At 74.5% G+C, this 14,629-nt stretch carries 13 protein-coding genes; 3 read left to right on the top strand and 10 right to left on the bottom strand.

The window, feature by feature from the left end; all coding sequences use genetic code 11:
* Nucleotides 1–16: 16 nt before the first annotated feature.
* Genes FH609_RS18000 through FH609_RS18015 form a run of 4 tightly spaced genes read right to left on the bottom strand, consistent with a single transcriptional unit; the run spans nt 17 to nt 3,184 of the window.
* A complete protein-coding gene (locus FH609_RS18000; RefSeq protein WP_139668803.1) occupies nt 17–757 on the bottom strand; it encodes an ATP-binding cassette domain-containing protein in 741 nt (246 codons plus the stop codon).
* A gap of 14 nt (nt 758–771) precedes the next feature.
* Nucleotides 772–1,359, bottom strand: a complete 588-nt coding sequence (locus FH609_RS18005) for an AtpZ/AtpI family protein (protein ID WP_139668805.1) — start codon at nt 1,357–1,359, stop codon at nt 772–774.
* Nucleotides 1,356–2,627, bottom strand: coding sequence for a hypothetical protein (locus FH609_RS18010; RefSeq protein ID WP_139668807.1), 1,272 nt, complete (start codon nt 2,625–2,627; stop codon nt 1,356–1,358). The genes FH609_RS18005 and FH609_RS18010 overlap by 4 nt, the downstream gene beginning before the upstream one ends.
* Nucleotides 2,624–3,184, bottom strand: a complete 561-nt coding sequence (locus FH609_RS18015) for a MarR family winged helix-turn-helix transcriptional regulator (RefSeq protein ID WP_139668809.1) — start codon at nt 3,182–3,184, stop codon at nt 2,624–2,626. Before FH609_RS18015 ends, FH609_RS18010 begins: the two co-directional genes overlap by 4 nt.
* 49 nt (nt 3,185–3,233) lie before the next feature.
* Here FH609_RS18015 and FH609_RS18020 point away from each other — a divergent pair, with 49 nt between their 5' ends.
* Both FH609_RS18020 and FH609_RS18025 read left to right on the top strand, forming a co-directional pair.
* Nucleotides 3,234–4,709, top strand: a complete 1,476-nt coding sequence (locus tag FH609_RS18020) for an MFS transporter (RefSeq protein ID WP_139668811.1) — start codon at nt 3,234–3,236, stop codon at nt 4,707–4,709.
* Entirely contained in the window at nt 4,706–5,572 is an 867-nt protein-coding gene (locus tag FH609_RS18025) for an LLM class flavin-dependent oxidoreductase (RefSeq protein ID WP_139668813.1), read from the top strand. Before FH609_RS18020 ends, FH609_RS18025 begins: the two co-directional genes overlap by 4 nt.
* 90 nt (nt 5,573–5,662) lie before the next feature.
* On the opposite strand, the gene FH609_RS18030 is transcribed toward FH609_RS18025, so the two are convergent.
* The gene (locus tag FH609_RS18030) at nt 5,663–6,088 is read right to left on the bottom strand and encodes an RDD family protein (protein ID WP_139668815.1); all 426 of its coding nucleotides are present in this window, start codon (nt 6,086–6,088) and stop codon (nt 5,663–5,665) included.
* A 229-nt stretch (nt 6,089–6,317) separates the two neighbouring features.
* On the opposite strand from FH609_RS18030, the gene FH609_RS18035 reads away from it, so the two are divergent.
* Nucleotides 6,318–6,758, top strand: coding sequence for an SUKH-3 domain-containing protein (locus FH609_RS18035; protein ID WP_193317930.1), 441 nt, complete (start codon nt 6,318–6,320; stop codon nt 6,756–6,758).
* A 200-nt stretch (nt 6,759–6,958) separates the two neighbouring features.
* On the opposite strand, the gene FH609_RS18040 is transcribed toward FH609_RS18035, so the two are convergent.
* The 5 genes from FH609_RS18040 to FH609_RS18060 all read right to left on the bottom strand — a co-directional run bounded on the left by FH609_RS18040 (nt 6,959) and on the right by FH609_RS18060 (nt 14,525).
* Nucleotides 6,959–9,259 carry a 3-hydroxyacyl-CoA dehydrogenase NAD-binding domain-containing protein gene (locus FH609_RS18040; protein ID WP_139668819.1) on the bottom strand — a complete coding sequence of 767 codons (2,301 nt, stop codon included), beginning with the start codon at nt 9,257–9,259 and terminating at the stop codon, nt 6,959–6,961.
* A gap of 83 nt (nt 9,260–9,342) precedes the next feature.
* Nucleotides 9,343–10,557: an acetyl-CoA C-acetyltransferase gene (locus FH609_RS18045; RefSeq protein WP_139668821.1), complete on the bottom strand. Its 1,215-nt coding sequence runs from the start codon at nt 10,555–10,557 to the stop codon at nt 9,343–9,345.
* A gap of 77 nt (nt 10,558–10,634) precedes the next feature.
* A complete protein-coding gene (locus FH609_RS18050; protein ID WP_139668823.1) occupies nt 10,635–11,777 on the bottom strand; it encodes an acyl-CoA dehydrogenase family protein in 1,143 nt (380 codons plus the stop codon).
* Nucleotides 11,778–11,788: 11 nt separating this feature from the next.
* Nucleotides 11,789–13,102, bottom strand: coding sequence for a CaiB/BaiF CoA transferase family protein (locus FH609_RS18055; RefSeq protein WP_193317931.1), 1,314 nt, complete (start codon nt 13,100–13,102; stop codon nt 11,789–11,791).
* 202 nt (nt 13,103–13,304) lie between these two features.
* On the bottom strand, nt 13,305–14,525 hold the full coding sequence (locus FH609_RS18060) for a LacI family DNA-binding transcriptional regulator (RefSeq protein ID WP_139668825.1): 1,221 nt from the start codon (nt 14,523–14,525) through the stop codon (nt 13,305–13,307).
* Nucleotides 14,526–14,629: the final 104 nt, after the last annotated feature.

Consider the following 14,629-nt stretch of genomic DNA (forward strand, 5'->3'; position numbering starts at 1 on the left):
CGGCTGGGCGCCGTCCCTACGCGTCGGCCGGGTCGCCGAGCAGCGCCGTGTAGGCGCCCTCGGCGGCCCGGCCGGGCGCGGTGCCGGCCGGGGCGTGCCGGAGGAACGAGTCGGTGGTCCCGGTGTGCAGCACGCGGCCGCCGTCGAGCACGGTCACCTGGTCGGCCTCCTCGGCGAGGTCGGCCACGTCGTGGGTGGACACGAGGATGTGCACCTCATCGCGGAGCGCGGCCAACAGGTCGCGGAACACGCGCCGTTGGCGCGGGTCCATGCCGGCCGTCGGCTCGTCCAGCAGCAGCACCCGCGCCTCGTGGACCAGCGCGGTGGCCACGCCGACCCGGCGCAGCTGCCCCCCGGACAGCCGCGACGTCCGCTCGCCGGCCCGGTCCGCCAACTCGACGCGCGCCAGCGCCCGTTCGGCCCGCGCCCAGGCGTCGCTCCGCGACATGCCCTTGAGCCAGCCGACATAGGCCACATACTCCCGCGCGGTGAGGGAGGGCAGCGGCGTAATCGCCTGCGGCATCCACGCCACGGCCCGCCGGTAGGACGGGGACCCGTAGGCGAGGTCGCCGAGGGAGACCGTCCCCGCGCGCGGCGCGAGCGCCGAGGCGGCGAGCTTCAACAGCGTGGACTTCCCCGCGCCGTTGGGACCCAGCAGCACCGTCAACCCGTCCGGCAGCCGGTAGTCCAGCTTCTCGATCACCGGCGGGCGGCGCCTGCGGTAGCCGTAGGTCAGGGCGGAGAGTTCCAGATTCATATGCCCCTCCTCGTTCATATGCCCCTCCTCGGGCCTCGGTGGTGAACGGCCACGGCGGCGAGCAGCAGCGCGACGGTGGCGAGTGCGGCGTGGGCGGCGCCGCTCGGTTCGGGGACGACGGTCCACGGATAGGGGTCGTTCGGCCTTCGGAAGCCGAGCAGCACCACGGTCATCAGCCAGGTCAGCGGTGCGAGGATGGCAGCCTGCCCGGCGAAGGGGCGCAGCAGGAGCAGCAGGCTGACGAAGAAGACCGTGTTCCGGCCCGCCGCCCTGACCGCGTCCGCGTCAAGCCACCACCCCAGCAGCAGGCAGACGACGACCGAGGCCGCCATCACCAGCCCGACCAGGGCGGTGTCCATCCGACGCACCGGGCGAACTCCCGTGTCCTCGGCGGCCGGCAGCCGCGAGTCCAGGCACAGGGCGAGAAGCGCCACCAGCGGGATCGGCGCGAACAGCATGATCCTGGTCTCGCTGCTGCCCGAGACACTGAACGACGGCAGCCCCGCCGTGTTGTCCCGCAGCACCAGCGCCAACAGCGCGAGCGACGCCAGGCCCAGCGGCAGCAGAACGTGGGCCCGCCGGGCCCGCCACCACCAGCTCACGCGCTCGCCTCGCACGCCGCCCGCGTCGCCTCGTGGTACCAGCGCAGCTGGGTCTCGTCGGGCTCGGCCAGCACCCCGTCGACGATCTCGCGCAGCAACTCCCGTTGCGCGTCGTCCACATAGGGGTCCCGGTCGAGGAACGCCCAGAAGGTCTCGGCCACGCCGGTGCGTTCGCTCGCCCACAGCAGGACGGACCGCTCGGCGCGCGGCTCCGGAAGGTAACAGGGGAAGTCGACCGCCTCGGTCACCATCCGATAGCGAACGGTGCCCTGCCGTTCGCCGCTGGTGAGCCCGAGCCGCCAGGTCTCCTCGGTGGACGCCACGCCGCGGCGGCCGTCGGTCAGGGAGTCCGTCACGGTCTCGGGCGGCTCGGCTATGCCCACCGCGACAAGCGCGTCGAGCGCCCCGACCACCTCCGTCCGCACGGCCTCGATGTCGCCGACGGTCGCCTCCGGCATACAGACCCGGGGCGCCTGGCCCGCGCAGGTCATGGGCGCGGCGTCGATCCGGAGCGGGTCGGTGGTCCAGTCGCGGGTCATGGCGTGGGCGACCCCGACGCCGGCCACCAGCACCGTCAACGCCATTGCCACGCTCAGCAGTTGACGTAGCGGCAGCCACAGCGCCGCGACGGCCAGGGCGAGGGCGACGGTCGGCAGCGCCTGCGCCACCAGCGAGCCGACGGTCGCCGTCTCGCCGAACTCCAGGGTGACGCCGTACTGCCCGAGCGTGTAGCGGCGCCAGGGCACGTCCGTGGCCCGGGACGTCGCGACCACCAGCCACACCAGGACCGCCAGCACGGGCGCCGCCACCACGGCCGGCACCCGCAGCCCGACGGCGAAGCCGACGACGGCGTGTGCCCCGCAGAGCACCAGACCCAGCACCAGCGGGCCGAGGCTCACCGGCGTCGGCACCACGCCGGCCCGCGCCAGGGCGAGGGTGACCGGCAGACACAGCATCAGCCAACCCAGGCCGACCACCGGCAGCAACACCTGCGCGGCGACCAGATAACGGGACCGCGCCGGCGCCAACTCCCAGACCGCCGCCCGCCGCAGCCGCCCGCTCTCCCACGCCCCGAGCGCGGCGGTCACGCCGTAGGCGAAGGCGTAGGCCACCTCCAGCGGCGCGGACACGAGCGTCGGCGCCCAGCCGTAGTCCTGCCGGAAGGCGTTCTCCTGACCGACGGCGACGTAGTAGAAGAGGATCAGCCCCAGCGCCAATGGAGCGACCCACAGGGCGCTGCTGGTGCGCAGCAGCGTGCGTAAGTTCACGGATTCCTCTCGTCCCGTCCTGTCATCCCGGCGACGGTCGCCGTTCGCCCGCCCGCGCTAGTCGCCGTCGCTGGCCCGCGCCTCGGCGGTGGCTCCCCGGTCGTCCCCCGGTCGTTCTGGTCGTCGGCGGCGAGGACGCGGGCGAGCAGTGCGGTGAGCGTGGCGAGTTCGGCGTCGGTCAGCGCGGCGAACTGCGCGCGTTCGACCTCGCCCGCGATCCGCACGAGTTCGGCCGTCAGGCGCGCGCCCTCCGCCGTGTGCCGGACGAGTTGGCGGCGGCGGTCGTCGGCGTCGCGTTCCCTGACGGCCAGGCCGGCCCGTTCGAGGTGGTCGAGGTAGCCGACCAGGTGGCTGCGGTTGAAACCCAGCCGGTCGGCCAGCTCGTGCTGGGCGGTCGGCCCGAGGTCGCGCAGGGCGGCGAGCACGGCGAAGTGCGGCAGGCGCAGCCCGTGCGCGGTCAGCTCCTCGACCAGCGGCCGGTTCCCGATCCGCCCGACATGGGCGGCCAGATACGACGGCAGGCCGAGCAGGGTGGGCGGGCGGCGGCTCTCGTTCATTCCCGCATCGTACTCACCCGGAATCGTGTCATCATGTAATGATGTCGCTATGAAGCATTCTGCGACGCCACCCCGCCCGGCCTCCCGCTCGACATCCGGTTCCACCACGGGAGCCTTCGCCGCCCTGCTGCTGGCGGTGCTGTCGTTCTCCCTGCTCCAGACGTTCGTCGTCCCCGCGCTTCCCGAACTGCGGGCCGACCTCGGCGCCGACACCACGACCGCCTCGTGGGTGATCAGCGCGTTCCTGGTCAGCTCGTCGGTCGGCACGGTCATCCTCGGCCGGCTCGGCGACCTGTTCGGCCGCCGGCGGCTGATGCTCGTCAGTCTCGGCATCCTCGCCCTGGGCTCCCTGCTCGCCGCCCTGTCCGGCTCGATCGGCGTGCTCATCGCCGCCCGGGCCGTGCAGGGGCTGGGCGCGGGGACCTTCCCGCTCGCCTTCGGGCTGGTCCGCGAGACGTTCCCGCGCGAACGGGTGCCGGTCGTGATCGGCACGATCAGCGCCGTCTTCGGGATCGGCTTCGGGCTGGGGCTGGTGCTGCCCGGCCCGCTCATCGACGCGTTCGGCTGGGAGTCCCTGTTCTGGGCGTCCCTGATCCTGGTCCTGGTCGCGGCGGCCGCGGTGCTGGCGTTCATCCGCGTGCCCGCCCAACTCGCCCGGGGGCGCGTCGACATGGCGGGGGCCGCGCTGCTGTCGGTGGCGCTGGTCGCCCTGCTGCTGGCGATCAGCCAGATACGCGTCTGGGGCACGCTGCCCGTCGTCGTCCTGACCGGCGTGGCCGTGGCGGCCTTCGCGGCGTTCCTCGTCCTGGAGAACCGGCTGACCGCGCCGCTGATGAACCTGACCATCCTCCGGCGACGGCCCGTCGTCGCCGCCAACCTCACCGCGTTGATCATCGGCTTCGGGATGTACGGCGCGTTCACCCTCGTTCCGCAGCTCGTGCAGACGCCGCCCTCGGCCGGCTACGGGTTCGGCGCCTCCACCACCGAGGCCGGCCTGTATCTGCTGCCCATGGCCGTGACCATGCTGTTCGCCGGGCCGCTCGCCGGCCGGCTCGGGCCGGGGCTGGGTTGGACCAACGCGCTCGTCGTCGCCTGCCTCGTCGGCGCCGCCGGGTTCGGCCTCCTCGCCGCAGGACGCGACGTCGGCTGGGCGATCGCGACCGGCGCCGGCGTCATCGGCGTCGGCATCGGGTTCGCGTTCTCCGCCCTCGCCAACGTGGTGGTGGCGGCCGTCGAGCCGCACGAGACGGGCGAGGCCACCGGCGTCAACACCATCGTCCGCACCATCGGCGGCGCGTTCGGCGCCCAGGCGGCGGCGGCCATTGTCACCGCCGACACGCTGCCGGGGAGCGGCATCCCCGAACCCGCCGGCTACACCGTCGCGTTCGCCGTCTCGGCGCTGGCGCTCGCGGCGGCGGCGCCGGCCGCGCTGATCGGGAGGCGGCGCGGGGGTGGGAACGGTGGGAACGGCGCGGGCGCGCCGGGCGCCAGCGCCGGCGCGGAGCACGAAGGGGTCGCGCGGTGACCGGCCTCGGGCCCGGCTACGGGCACGAGCCGCTGTTCGGCGTCATCCTGACCCCCGACGCGCACCGCCCCGAGCGGGTCGTCGACCTCGCCCTGCACGCCGAACGGGTCGGGCTCGACGTCGTCAGCGTCTCCGACCACCCGTACCAGCCGGGGTTCCTGGACGCCTGGACCCTGCTGAGCTGGATCGCGGCGCGGACCCGGCGGGTGAACGTCCTGCCGAACGTCGCGAACCTGCTGCTGCGGCCGCCGGCCGGAACGGCCCGCGCGGCGGCGTCACTCGACGCCCTCAGCGGCGGCCGGGTCGCGTTGGGGCTCGGCGCCGGCGGGCACGGCGAGGCCATCCACAGCGAGGGCGGGCCACGGCTGACCGTTGGCGAACGCGTCGACGCGTTCGCCGAGGCCGTGCGCGTCGTCCGCGCCCTGGCCACGCCGGGGCCGCCGGCCACCCTCGACGGCCGGTACCACCGCCTGCGGGAGGCGGTGCCGGGGCCGCCGCATCCGCGGCCGATCGGGCTGTGGATCGGGGCGGTCGGGCCACGGATGCTCCGCCTCGTCGGCCGGCTCGGAGACGGCTGGCTCCCGTCCGCGACCCGGGTCCCGCCTCACGCGTTGGACGCCGGCCACGCCCGCATCGACGAGGCGGCCCGCGCCGCCGGCCGCGACCCGTCCGCCATCAGACGGCTCTACAACATCCCCGCCCCGCCGGGGGTCCAGGCCGGCACCGGCCCCTGGGCCGACCAACTCACCCGGATCGCGGTGCGCCACGGCATCAGCGGCTTCCTGCTCTTCAGCGACGAGCGCGCGACGATCTCCCGCTTCGGCGAGGAGGTCGCGCCCCGCGTCCGGAAGGCGCTCGCCTGACCCACTCGCCCGCCCCGCTCGCCACACGGCCCCAACGCCGTTGGCCGCGCCGGCCGTTGGTCCCCGGACGCCTGGGGGCCGGCGGCCGGCTCAGACGCGGTAGGTGCCGTCGTTGGCGTAGCCGCGCAGGTCGCGGCGGCGGACCGTGCGCAGGCCGGCGGCCTCACCCACGCCGCCGCCGTCCTCGGCGATCGCCATCACCGCGAGAAACGCGAAGCCCAGCAGCCACCGGCCGATCGACCGCCAGAACCCGGGCCGGCCGCCGTCGTTGACCCGGACCACGCGCAGCGCCCACAGCAGCTTGCCGAGGCTGGCGCGGGCCAGCCACATGCCGAACACATGGTTGACGAACGAGAAGCCGAACGCGCAGCCGACGAAGGCCACCACGAAGGTGACGTTCCCCAGCACGTCCGGCTCCACGGCCATCGCACCGCCGACCCCGGCGCCCAACGCCAACAGCACATCGGTGCCGGTCGCCAGCACCAGCCACCCCTCGCCGGCCTCCCTCGCGGTCATGCCAACGCCCCCGTTCCCCGTCGTTCCGTTCCCCCGAAGCCCAACGCCCCGTTCGTTGCCGGGAATCTACGGGACCGCCCCCGACAGCCCGGCACCGGCCACGTCACGGAACGACGACAACCGGCCCCTGGGCACCGCCCGTTGCCGAACAGCGGCGCCCGCCGGACCCGCGATGGAACAATGGTCCACCGGCACCATTCACGCGAGGAACAGCGACGGGGCGGTCACGATGACGCGTGCCTCACAGAGGTGGTCGGAGTCCACGGACCGGACCCTCCGCGCCGCCGGCTGGTTCCCCGGGCGGCGGGTGGAGACGGCGATGTGGGAGAGCGTTCTGGAGGAACGAGGCGGGTTCACAATCCACCCGGCGGCCCGGGTTTTCCTCCGGGAGTTCGGAGGGTTGGAGGTCCGGGAGCGTGGCCCGGGAATCAGCGCGATCAGGGCGGACTTCCAGATCGATCCCCGCATGGCCGAGTGGGACGAGGAGATCTTCGATGTCCTGAGCGAGGAGGCCAGCACCTCTCTCTATCCCCTGGGAATGGCGGGGCGCCGCAATCTCTATCTGGGGATGGCCGCCGACGGCAGGGTGTTCCTGGGGATGGACGAGGCTTGGGAGTTCGCCGATTCCGGGGACAGGGCGTTGGAGAAGTTGGTGGAAGGCATCAACTGACCAGAATCACCGGCGCGATTCCGTGGGGTACTTCGCGCCGAGACGGGTGAGCAGGCTCTGGACAAGCTGATCGTGGGCTACCGGTGAATCGCGGCCCGGGCCGTCCCGCCCGCCGGCCGCCCCGCCGCCGGCGGGACCCCGCCGCCGGGGCCGCGCTCGCGGCCTCGGCGGCCTCGGCGGCCCCGTTCCGCTCCCCGGCGTCAGCCGGTCTCGTCCGTGAAACGACCTCCCTCGTCCGCGAGTTGGCGCAGCCGCGCCGGCGGGGTGAAGCGGTCGCCGTACCGCGCGGCCAGCGCCTCCGCTCGGGCGACGGCGCCGGCCGGGCCGCCCGGGAAGCCGTTGAGGTACTGGAGGATGCCGCCGGTCCAGGCGGGGAAGCCGATGCCGAGCAGCGAGCCGACGTTGGCGTCGGCCACCGAGGTCAGCACCCCCTCGTCGAGACAGCGCACCGCGTCCAACGCCGGGGCCATCAGCAGCCGGTCGATCAGGTCGGCGAACGGCGGCGGGTCGCCCGCCTCGGCCGCCGGCCGGGCGAAGTGTGCGCGCAACCCCGGCCAGAGGCCGGCCCGTTCGCCGTCCTCGTCGTAGTCGTAGAAGCCGGCGCCCGCCGCCCGGCCGGTGCGGCCGAACTCGTCCACCATCCGGTCCAGCACCGCGTCGCCCGGGTGCGCCCGCCACTCCCCGTCGGCCTCCTCGACCGCGCGGCGGGTCTCCTCCCTGATGCGGCGCGGCAGCGTCAACGTCAGCTCGTCGAGCAGCGCCAGCACCCTGGCCGGGTAGCCGGCCTGGGCCGCCGCCTGTTCGATCGAGGCGGGCGCCACGCCCTCGCCGACCATGGCCAGGCCCTCGGTCAGGAAGTGGCCGATCACCCGGGAGGTGAAGAAGCCGCGCCCGTCGCGCACCACGATCGGGGTCTTGCCGAGCGCGCGCACCAGGTCGAACGCGCGGGCCAGGGCCGTCTCGTCGCTGCGGGCGCCGACGACGATCTCGACCAGCGGCATCCGGTCGACCGGCGAGAAGAAGTGCAGCCCGACGAAGTCCTCGGGGCGGCGCACGCCCTCGGCGAGCTGGGTGATGGGCAGCGTCGAGGTGTTGGAGCACAGCAGCGCGTCCGGCGCCACCACCTCCTGCACCTCCTGGAAGACCTTCCGCTTGAGCGCCGGGTCCTCGAAGACGGCCTCGATCACCACGTCGCAGCCGGCGAGTTCGGCGATTTCGGCGGTCGGGGTGATCCGCGCCAGCACCTCGTCCCGGCCCTCGGCGGTGAGCCGGCCGCGCCCCACGGCCTTCTCCAACGTGCCGCGCACGGCGTCCCGTCCGCGCTCGGCCGCCTCGGCCGAGACGTCGCGCAGCACCACCTCAAGACCGGCGGTCGCGCAGGCGTGCGCGATCCCGGCGCCCATCATCCCCGCGCCCAGCACCGCGACCCGGCTCGCGTTCCGCGCCGGCACGCCCTGCGGCCGGCTGCGACCGGAGTTGACCGTGCGCATATCGAAGAAGAACGCCTGGATCATGTTCTTGGCGGTCTGGCTGACCACCAACTCGGTGAAGTAGCGCGCCTCGATCACCCCGGCGGTCTCCACGTCCACCTGGGCGCCCTCGACGGCCGCCGCCAGGATGTCGCGTGGCGCCGGGTAGGGCGCGCCGGCCAGCCGCTCGCGCAGCCGGGCGGGGAACGCCGGCAGCTGGGCGGCGAGCTTCGGGTGGCTCGGGGTGCCGCCCGGCAGGCGGTAGCCGGGCTCGTCCCAGGGCTGCGCCGCCTCCGGGTGCTCCTCGATGAACGTCCGCGCGCGGGCGAGGAGTTCGGCGCGGTCGGCGGCGATCTCGTGCACCAGGCCGACCTCGACGGCCTGCCGTGGCCGGTAGCGCTTCCCCTCCAGCAGCACCTTGGTCAGGGCGTCCGCCAGGCCCAGCAGCCGCACCGTGCGCACCACCCCGCCGCCGCCCGGCAGCAGGCCGAGCGTCACCTCGGGCAGCCCGAACCTGGCCTTGGGCGCGTCCAGCGCGATCCGGTGGTGGCAGGCCAGCGCGATCTCCAGGCCGCCGCCGAGCGCGGTGCCGTTGAGCGCGGCGACCACCGGGCGGCCCAGCGTCTCCAGGGCGCGCAGCGCGCGCTTGACCCGCAGGCTCCTCGCGAAGACCTCGCCGGCCTGCTCGGGGGTGGCGGCGAGCAGGTCGTTGAGGTCGCCGCCGGCGAAGAACGTCTCCTTGCCCGAGGTCACCACCACGCCCCGCAACCGGTCGCGTTCGGCGACCAGTTGGTCAACGGAGTTCTCCAGGGAGTCGATGAACGCCGCGTTCATGGTGTTCGCCGACTGCATCGGATCGTCCAGGACCAGGGTGACGATCCGGCGGCCCTCCTGGCCGTCGCCGGCGTCCCCGGGGGACGGGTCGTCCCACTCCAGGCGGACGGTGTTCCGTGCCGGCTCGGTGACGGACGCCGGCTGCGCCGACTCCTGCGGCCCGGGCGGCGTCGCGGGTGCGGACGGGGTGGTCGACATGGCGGGCAACTCTCCTCGAACGGGGGAACGGTGGCGGGGGGTGCGGGCGATGCGGGTGGCGCGGGCCGCGCGGGGCGGCGTGGTCAGAGGCGTTCCAGCACGGTGGCCACTCCCATCCCGCCGCCCACGCACAGCGTGGCCAGCCCGTACCGCCCGTCCCTGCGCTCCAACTCGTCCAGCAGGGTGCCCAGGATCATCCCGCCCGTGGCGCCCAGCGGGTGCCCCAGCGCGATGGCGCCGCCGTTGACGTTGACGATGTCGTGGCTGAGCCCCATCTCGCGCACGAAGCGCAGCACCACGGCGGCGAACGCCTCGTTGATCTCCACCAGATCCAGGTCGGCCACCGTCAACCCGGCCTTGTCCAGGGCCTTCCGGGAGGCGGGCGCCGGCCCGGTCAGCATGATCGTCGGCTCGGAGCCCGAGACGGCGGCCGAGACCACCCGGGCCCTGGGCCGCAGCCCGAACCGCTCGCCGACCTCGCGGGAGCCGACCAGCAGCAGCGAGGCGCCGTCCACGATGCCCGAGGAGTTCCCCGCGTGGTGCACATGCTCGATCCGCTCCAGCCAGTGGTACTTCTGGAGCGCCACCGCGTCGAACCCGCCCAGCTCCCCGACGGCGGCGAACGACGGCTTGAGCTTCGCCAGCGACTCCACCGTGGTGCCGGGCCGCAGGTGCTCGTCGCGGTCCAGGACCAGCAGCCCGTTGCGGTCCCGCACCGGGACCACCGAGCGGTCGAAGCGGCCGTCCTTCCAGGCCGCCGCCGCCCTGGCCTGCGACTGCTCGGCGTAGGCGTCCACATCCGCCCGGCTGAAGCCCTCGACCGTGGCGATCAGGTCGGCGCCCACGCCCTGCGGGGCGAAGCCGGTGGTGTAGTTGGTCATCGGGTCGTGCGCCCAGGCGCCGCCGTCGGAGCCCATCGGCACCCGCGACATCGACTCCACGCCGCCCGCCAGCACCAGGTCCTCCCAGCCCGAACGGACCTTCGCCGCCGCCAGGTTGACCGCTTCGAGCCCGGAGGCACAGAAGCGGTTCTCCTGGACGCCGGCCACCGTGTCCGGCAGCCCGGCGGCCAGCGCCGCGGTGCGCGCGATGTCCGCGCCCTGGTCCCCGAGCGGGGTGACGACGCCCAGCACGATGTCGTCGATCGCGGCCGGGTCGAGGTCGGGGAAGCGGCGGCGGATCTCGTCGATCAGCCCGACGACCAGGTCCACGGGCTTGACCTCGTGGAGCGAACCGTTGGCCTTGCCGCGCCCGCGCGGGGTGCGGACGGCCTCGTAGACATAGGCTTCGCTGCTCAACGTCGTTGTCCTTTTCTGCGCGGGTTCACCGGCGGGTCTCCTGGGTGGGCGGTCCCTCAACGGGAGGGAAACGGGGGTCAGTTGAGCAGCGAGCGGCCGATGATCTCCTTCATGATCTCCGTGGTGCCGCCGAAGATCGTGCCCACCCGGCTGTCCGCGAAGGCCCGCGCCACCCGGTACTCGGTCATATAGCCGTAGCCGCCGTGCAGTTGGAGGCAACGGTCGGTCACGCGGTTGGCCAGCTCGGTCGCCCACCACTTGGCCATCGAGGCGTGCGCGGTGTCCAGCGCGCCCGCGTTGTGCTCCGTCACGCAGCGGTCGACGAACGTCCTGGTGACCGCGCACTCGGTGGCCAACTCGGCGATCTGGAACCGGACATGCTGGAGTTTCGCCAGCGGCCGGCCGAACGCCTCCCGCCGCCTCACGTACTCGACGGTCTCCGCCAGCACCGCCTCGGCCACCGCGATCGCGCCGACCGCGATGGTCAGCCGCTCCTGCGGCAGCCGCTCCATCAGATAGGCGAAGCCCCGGTCCGCCTCGCCCAGCAGGTTCTCCCGGGGGACGACCACGTCGGTGAACGACAGCTCGGCGGTGTCCTGGGCGTGCAGGCCCAGCTTCTCCAGGTTCCGGCCGCGCTCGAAGCCGGCCATGCCGCGCTCCACCACCAGCAGGCTCAGGCCCCTGGCGCCGCCCTCCGGGGTGGTCCTGGCCGCGACGATCACCAGGTCGGAGAGGATGCCGTTGGAGATGAACGTCTTGGCGCCGTTGAGCAGATAGTGGTCGCCCCGGTCCTCGGCCCGGGTGCGGATGCCCTGGAGATCGGAACCCGCTCCCGGCTCGGTCATCGCGATGGCCGCGATGGTCTCACCCGAGCAGAACCCGGGCAGCCAACGCCGCTTCTGCTCGTCGGTGGCCAACTCGGTCAGATACGGGCCCACGATGTCGTTGTGCACCCGGAAGCCGGGACCGGTCGCCCCGACCCGCGCGAACTCCTCGGCCAGCACGGTCGGGAAGCGGAAGTCGGGCGTGCCGCCGCCCCCGTACTCCTCGGGCACGGCCAGGCCCAACAGCCCCTGCCGGCCGGCCGCCTGCCACACCGAGCGGTCCACCACGCCCGCCCGCTCCCACCGCTCGTGGTGCGGCAGCACCTCGCGCTCCACGAAGGCGCGCACGCTCGCGCGGAACGCCTCGTGTTCCGGCTCGAAGATCTCCCGACGCATGACCTGTGACCTCAGCCTTCCGCAGCTCTCGGCAGGTGGTGCTCCGCGTTCCCGCTCCCGCCCCTGTCCTCGTTCGGGTCCCCGTTCGAGTCCCCGCCTGGCGAACGGGCCGCGCCGTCCGGACCGTTCCCGCGACCCGAAGCATTCGCGGGGCGCGCGCCGGCGCCCGCTCCCGTCGCGCCCGCCCCCGGCGCTCGTGCGGGGCGCGCGAGCGCCGGGACGCCCCAGTCCTCCGCCACCTCCGCCGTGTGCGCGCCCGGCGCGGCCGGCGGCCGGCGCAGCGCCCCCGGCGTGCGGGAGAAGCGGGGCGCCGGCGCGGGCTGGGTCAGCCCGCCGGGCGCCACCAGCGTCCCCCGGGCCGCCAGATGCGGGTGGGCCGCCGCCTCGCGCAGCGAGAGCACCGGCGCCACACAGGCGTCCGTGCCCTCGAAGACCGCCGCCCAGGCGTCCCGGTCCCGCTCCGCGAACCGCTCGGCGATCACCGCCCGCAGCTCGGGCCAGCGGCGGACGTCGGCGCGGTCGGGCGCGTGCGCAGGCAGCGGCAGCAGCCGAGCGAACTCCGCGTAGAACCGTTCCTCCAGCGCGCCCACCGCCATCCAGCCGCCGTCGGCCGTGGCGTAGACCGCGTAGTACGGGCAGCCGCCGTCCAGCAGGTTGCCGCCCCGGGCGTCCCGCCAGGCGCCCGCGCCCAGCATCCCCCAGAGCATCGCGCCCAGATGCGCGGCGCCGTCCACGATCGCCGCGTCCACCACCTGGCCAGCGCCGCCGCGCCCCACGTGCAGCAGGGCGGCCAGCACCCCGCTGACCAGGTAGAGCGAGCCGCCGGCGTAGTCGCCCAGCAGGTTGGCCGGGATCGCGGGCGGCCCGTCGGCCGGGCCGATCAGGCCGAGCGTGCCCGCCGTCGCCAGATAGCCGATGTCGTGCCCGGCGCTGCCGGCCAGCGGCCCGTCCTGGCCCCAGCCGGTCATCCGCCCGTACACCAGCCGGGGATTGCGCCCCAGCGCCTCCTCGGGCCCGACGCCCAGCCGCTCGGCCACCCCCGGCCGGAACCCCTCCAGCAGCACGTCCGCCACCGCCGCCAGGTCCAGCACGGCGGCCGCGCCCCCGGGCGCCTTCAGATCCACCTCGACGGAGCGCTTGTTGCGGTTGGTCACGTCCAGCGCCGGGTCGATGCCGAGCGGCTGCCCGCCGGGCCGGTCCACGCGGACCACGTCGGCCCCGAGGTCGGCCAGCAGCATCGCGGCGAACGGCGCGGGCCCGATGCCCGCAAGCTCCACCACCCGCACCCCGGCCAGCGGCCCAACTCCCGCGCTGCTGCTGGTCATCGGGCTCCCCGGCGTCGGCGGACGGCGGCGTCGGCGCCATCTCGTCCCGCGATGTTACGAACGAGTAGCGTGCCGCGCAAGGCGCTCCCGGCGCCGGCGACGCCCCGACGCCGGCGCGCCACTCGCCCCTCGCGCCAGCCCTCGCGCCGGCGCGACGCCCCGACGCCGGCCGGGCGCCCGCGCCCGGCGCACGCCCCGCGCGTCAGTCGCCGGCGCGCGGCCCTGGCACGGTGGACTTCCGCGCGCCCGAGGTCGACTCGCGGATCACCAGCCGGTGCGGCACCACCCGCTCGTGCGGCGGCTGCACGCGCCCGGCGCGCGCCCTGGCCGGCGAACCGGCCGGCGCCGCCGCCCCGTTGACGCCCCCGTGCGCCGGCGCCGCGCCGTTCATGCCCGGCGCACCACCAGCGGCGCCCGCCGGCGCACCATCCGCCGACACGCTCCCCGGCGCATCCGCCGGGCCCCCCGCCCCCTGCCCCCGCGCCTCCGCGATGCGCCCGATCAGCAGCGCCACCGCGACGGCGGCGATCTCCGCCTTGTCCGGTGCGACCGTGGTCAGCGTGGGCACGCTGTACCGCCCCGCCTCCACGTCGTCGAAGCCGACCACCGCCACGTCCTCGGGAACCCGCAGCCCCCGCTCGTGCAGCGCGCGCACCGCGCCGATCGCCATCTGGTCGTTGAGCGCCAGCACCGCGTCCGGGGCGAGCCCGTCGGTCAGCGCCCTGTGTGTCGCGGCCGCCCCGTCCGGCGTGGCGAACTTCGCGACGGGCACCACCAGTTGGGGATCGAACGGGACCCCGGCCGCCGCCAGCGCCGCCCGGTGGCCGCGGGTGCGGACCTCGGCCGTGCCCTCGCTCTCGCCGTCGAAGCCGCCCACCACCAGGATGCGGCGGCGGCCCAGCTGAAGCAGGTGCTCGGTGGCCTCGCGCGCGGCGGCGGCGTTGTCGATCGCCACGTGGTCGGCGCAGCCGGCGCTGAGCTTCTCGCCCAGCAGCACGGTGGGAAGGGCGCCGCTGCGGCTCCTCAGATCCTCGTCGACGAGGGCCAGCGGGCTGAGGATCACGCCGTCGGCGAAGTCCGAGCCGAAGCCGTCGAGCGCGGACAGCTCGTGCTCGCGGACCGCCCTGGTCTGGTGGACCAGCACGGTCAGCCCGTTGCGCTCGGCCTCGGCGACGATCAGGTTCGCCAACTCCGCGAAGTAGGGCAGGTCAAGCTCGGGAACGACCAGCGCGATGATGCCCGTTCGGCCGCGCCGCAGGTGGCGTCCGGCGAGGTTGACGCGGTACCCGAGGTCGTCGATGGCCTGCCGCACGACGCGGCGGGTGCGCTCTGAGACATGCACGTAGTCGTTGATGACGTTGGACACGGTTTTCTCGGAAACACCCGCGCGCAGCGCCACGTCCTTGATCCTGGGCCTCGCCAACCCAAACCTCCCTAGCCGCCCCGATCGTACCCGTCGCACCCGCCGTCCTGACCGACCGGTCGAACAGTGACCTTACGTGCGGAAACTCCAACAGAAAGAAACTC

It is taken from the genome of Streptomyces sp. 3MP-14, assembly GCF_006334905.2.
Taxonomy (GTDB): Bacteria; Actinomycetota; Actinomycetes; order Streptomycetales; family Streptomycetaceae; genus Streptomyces; species Streptomyces triticirhizae.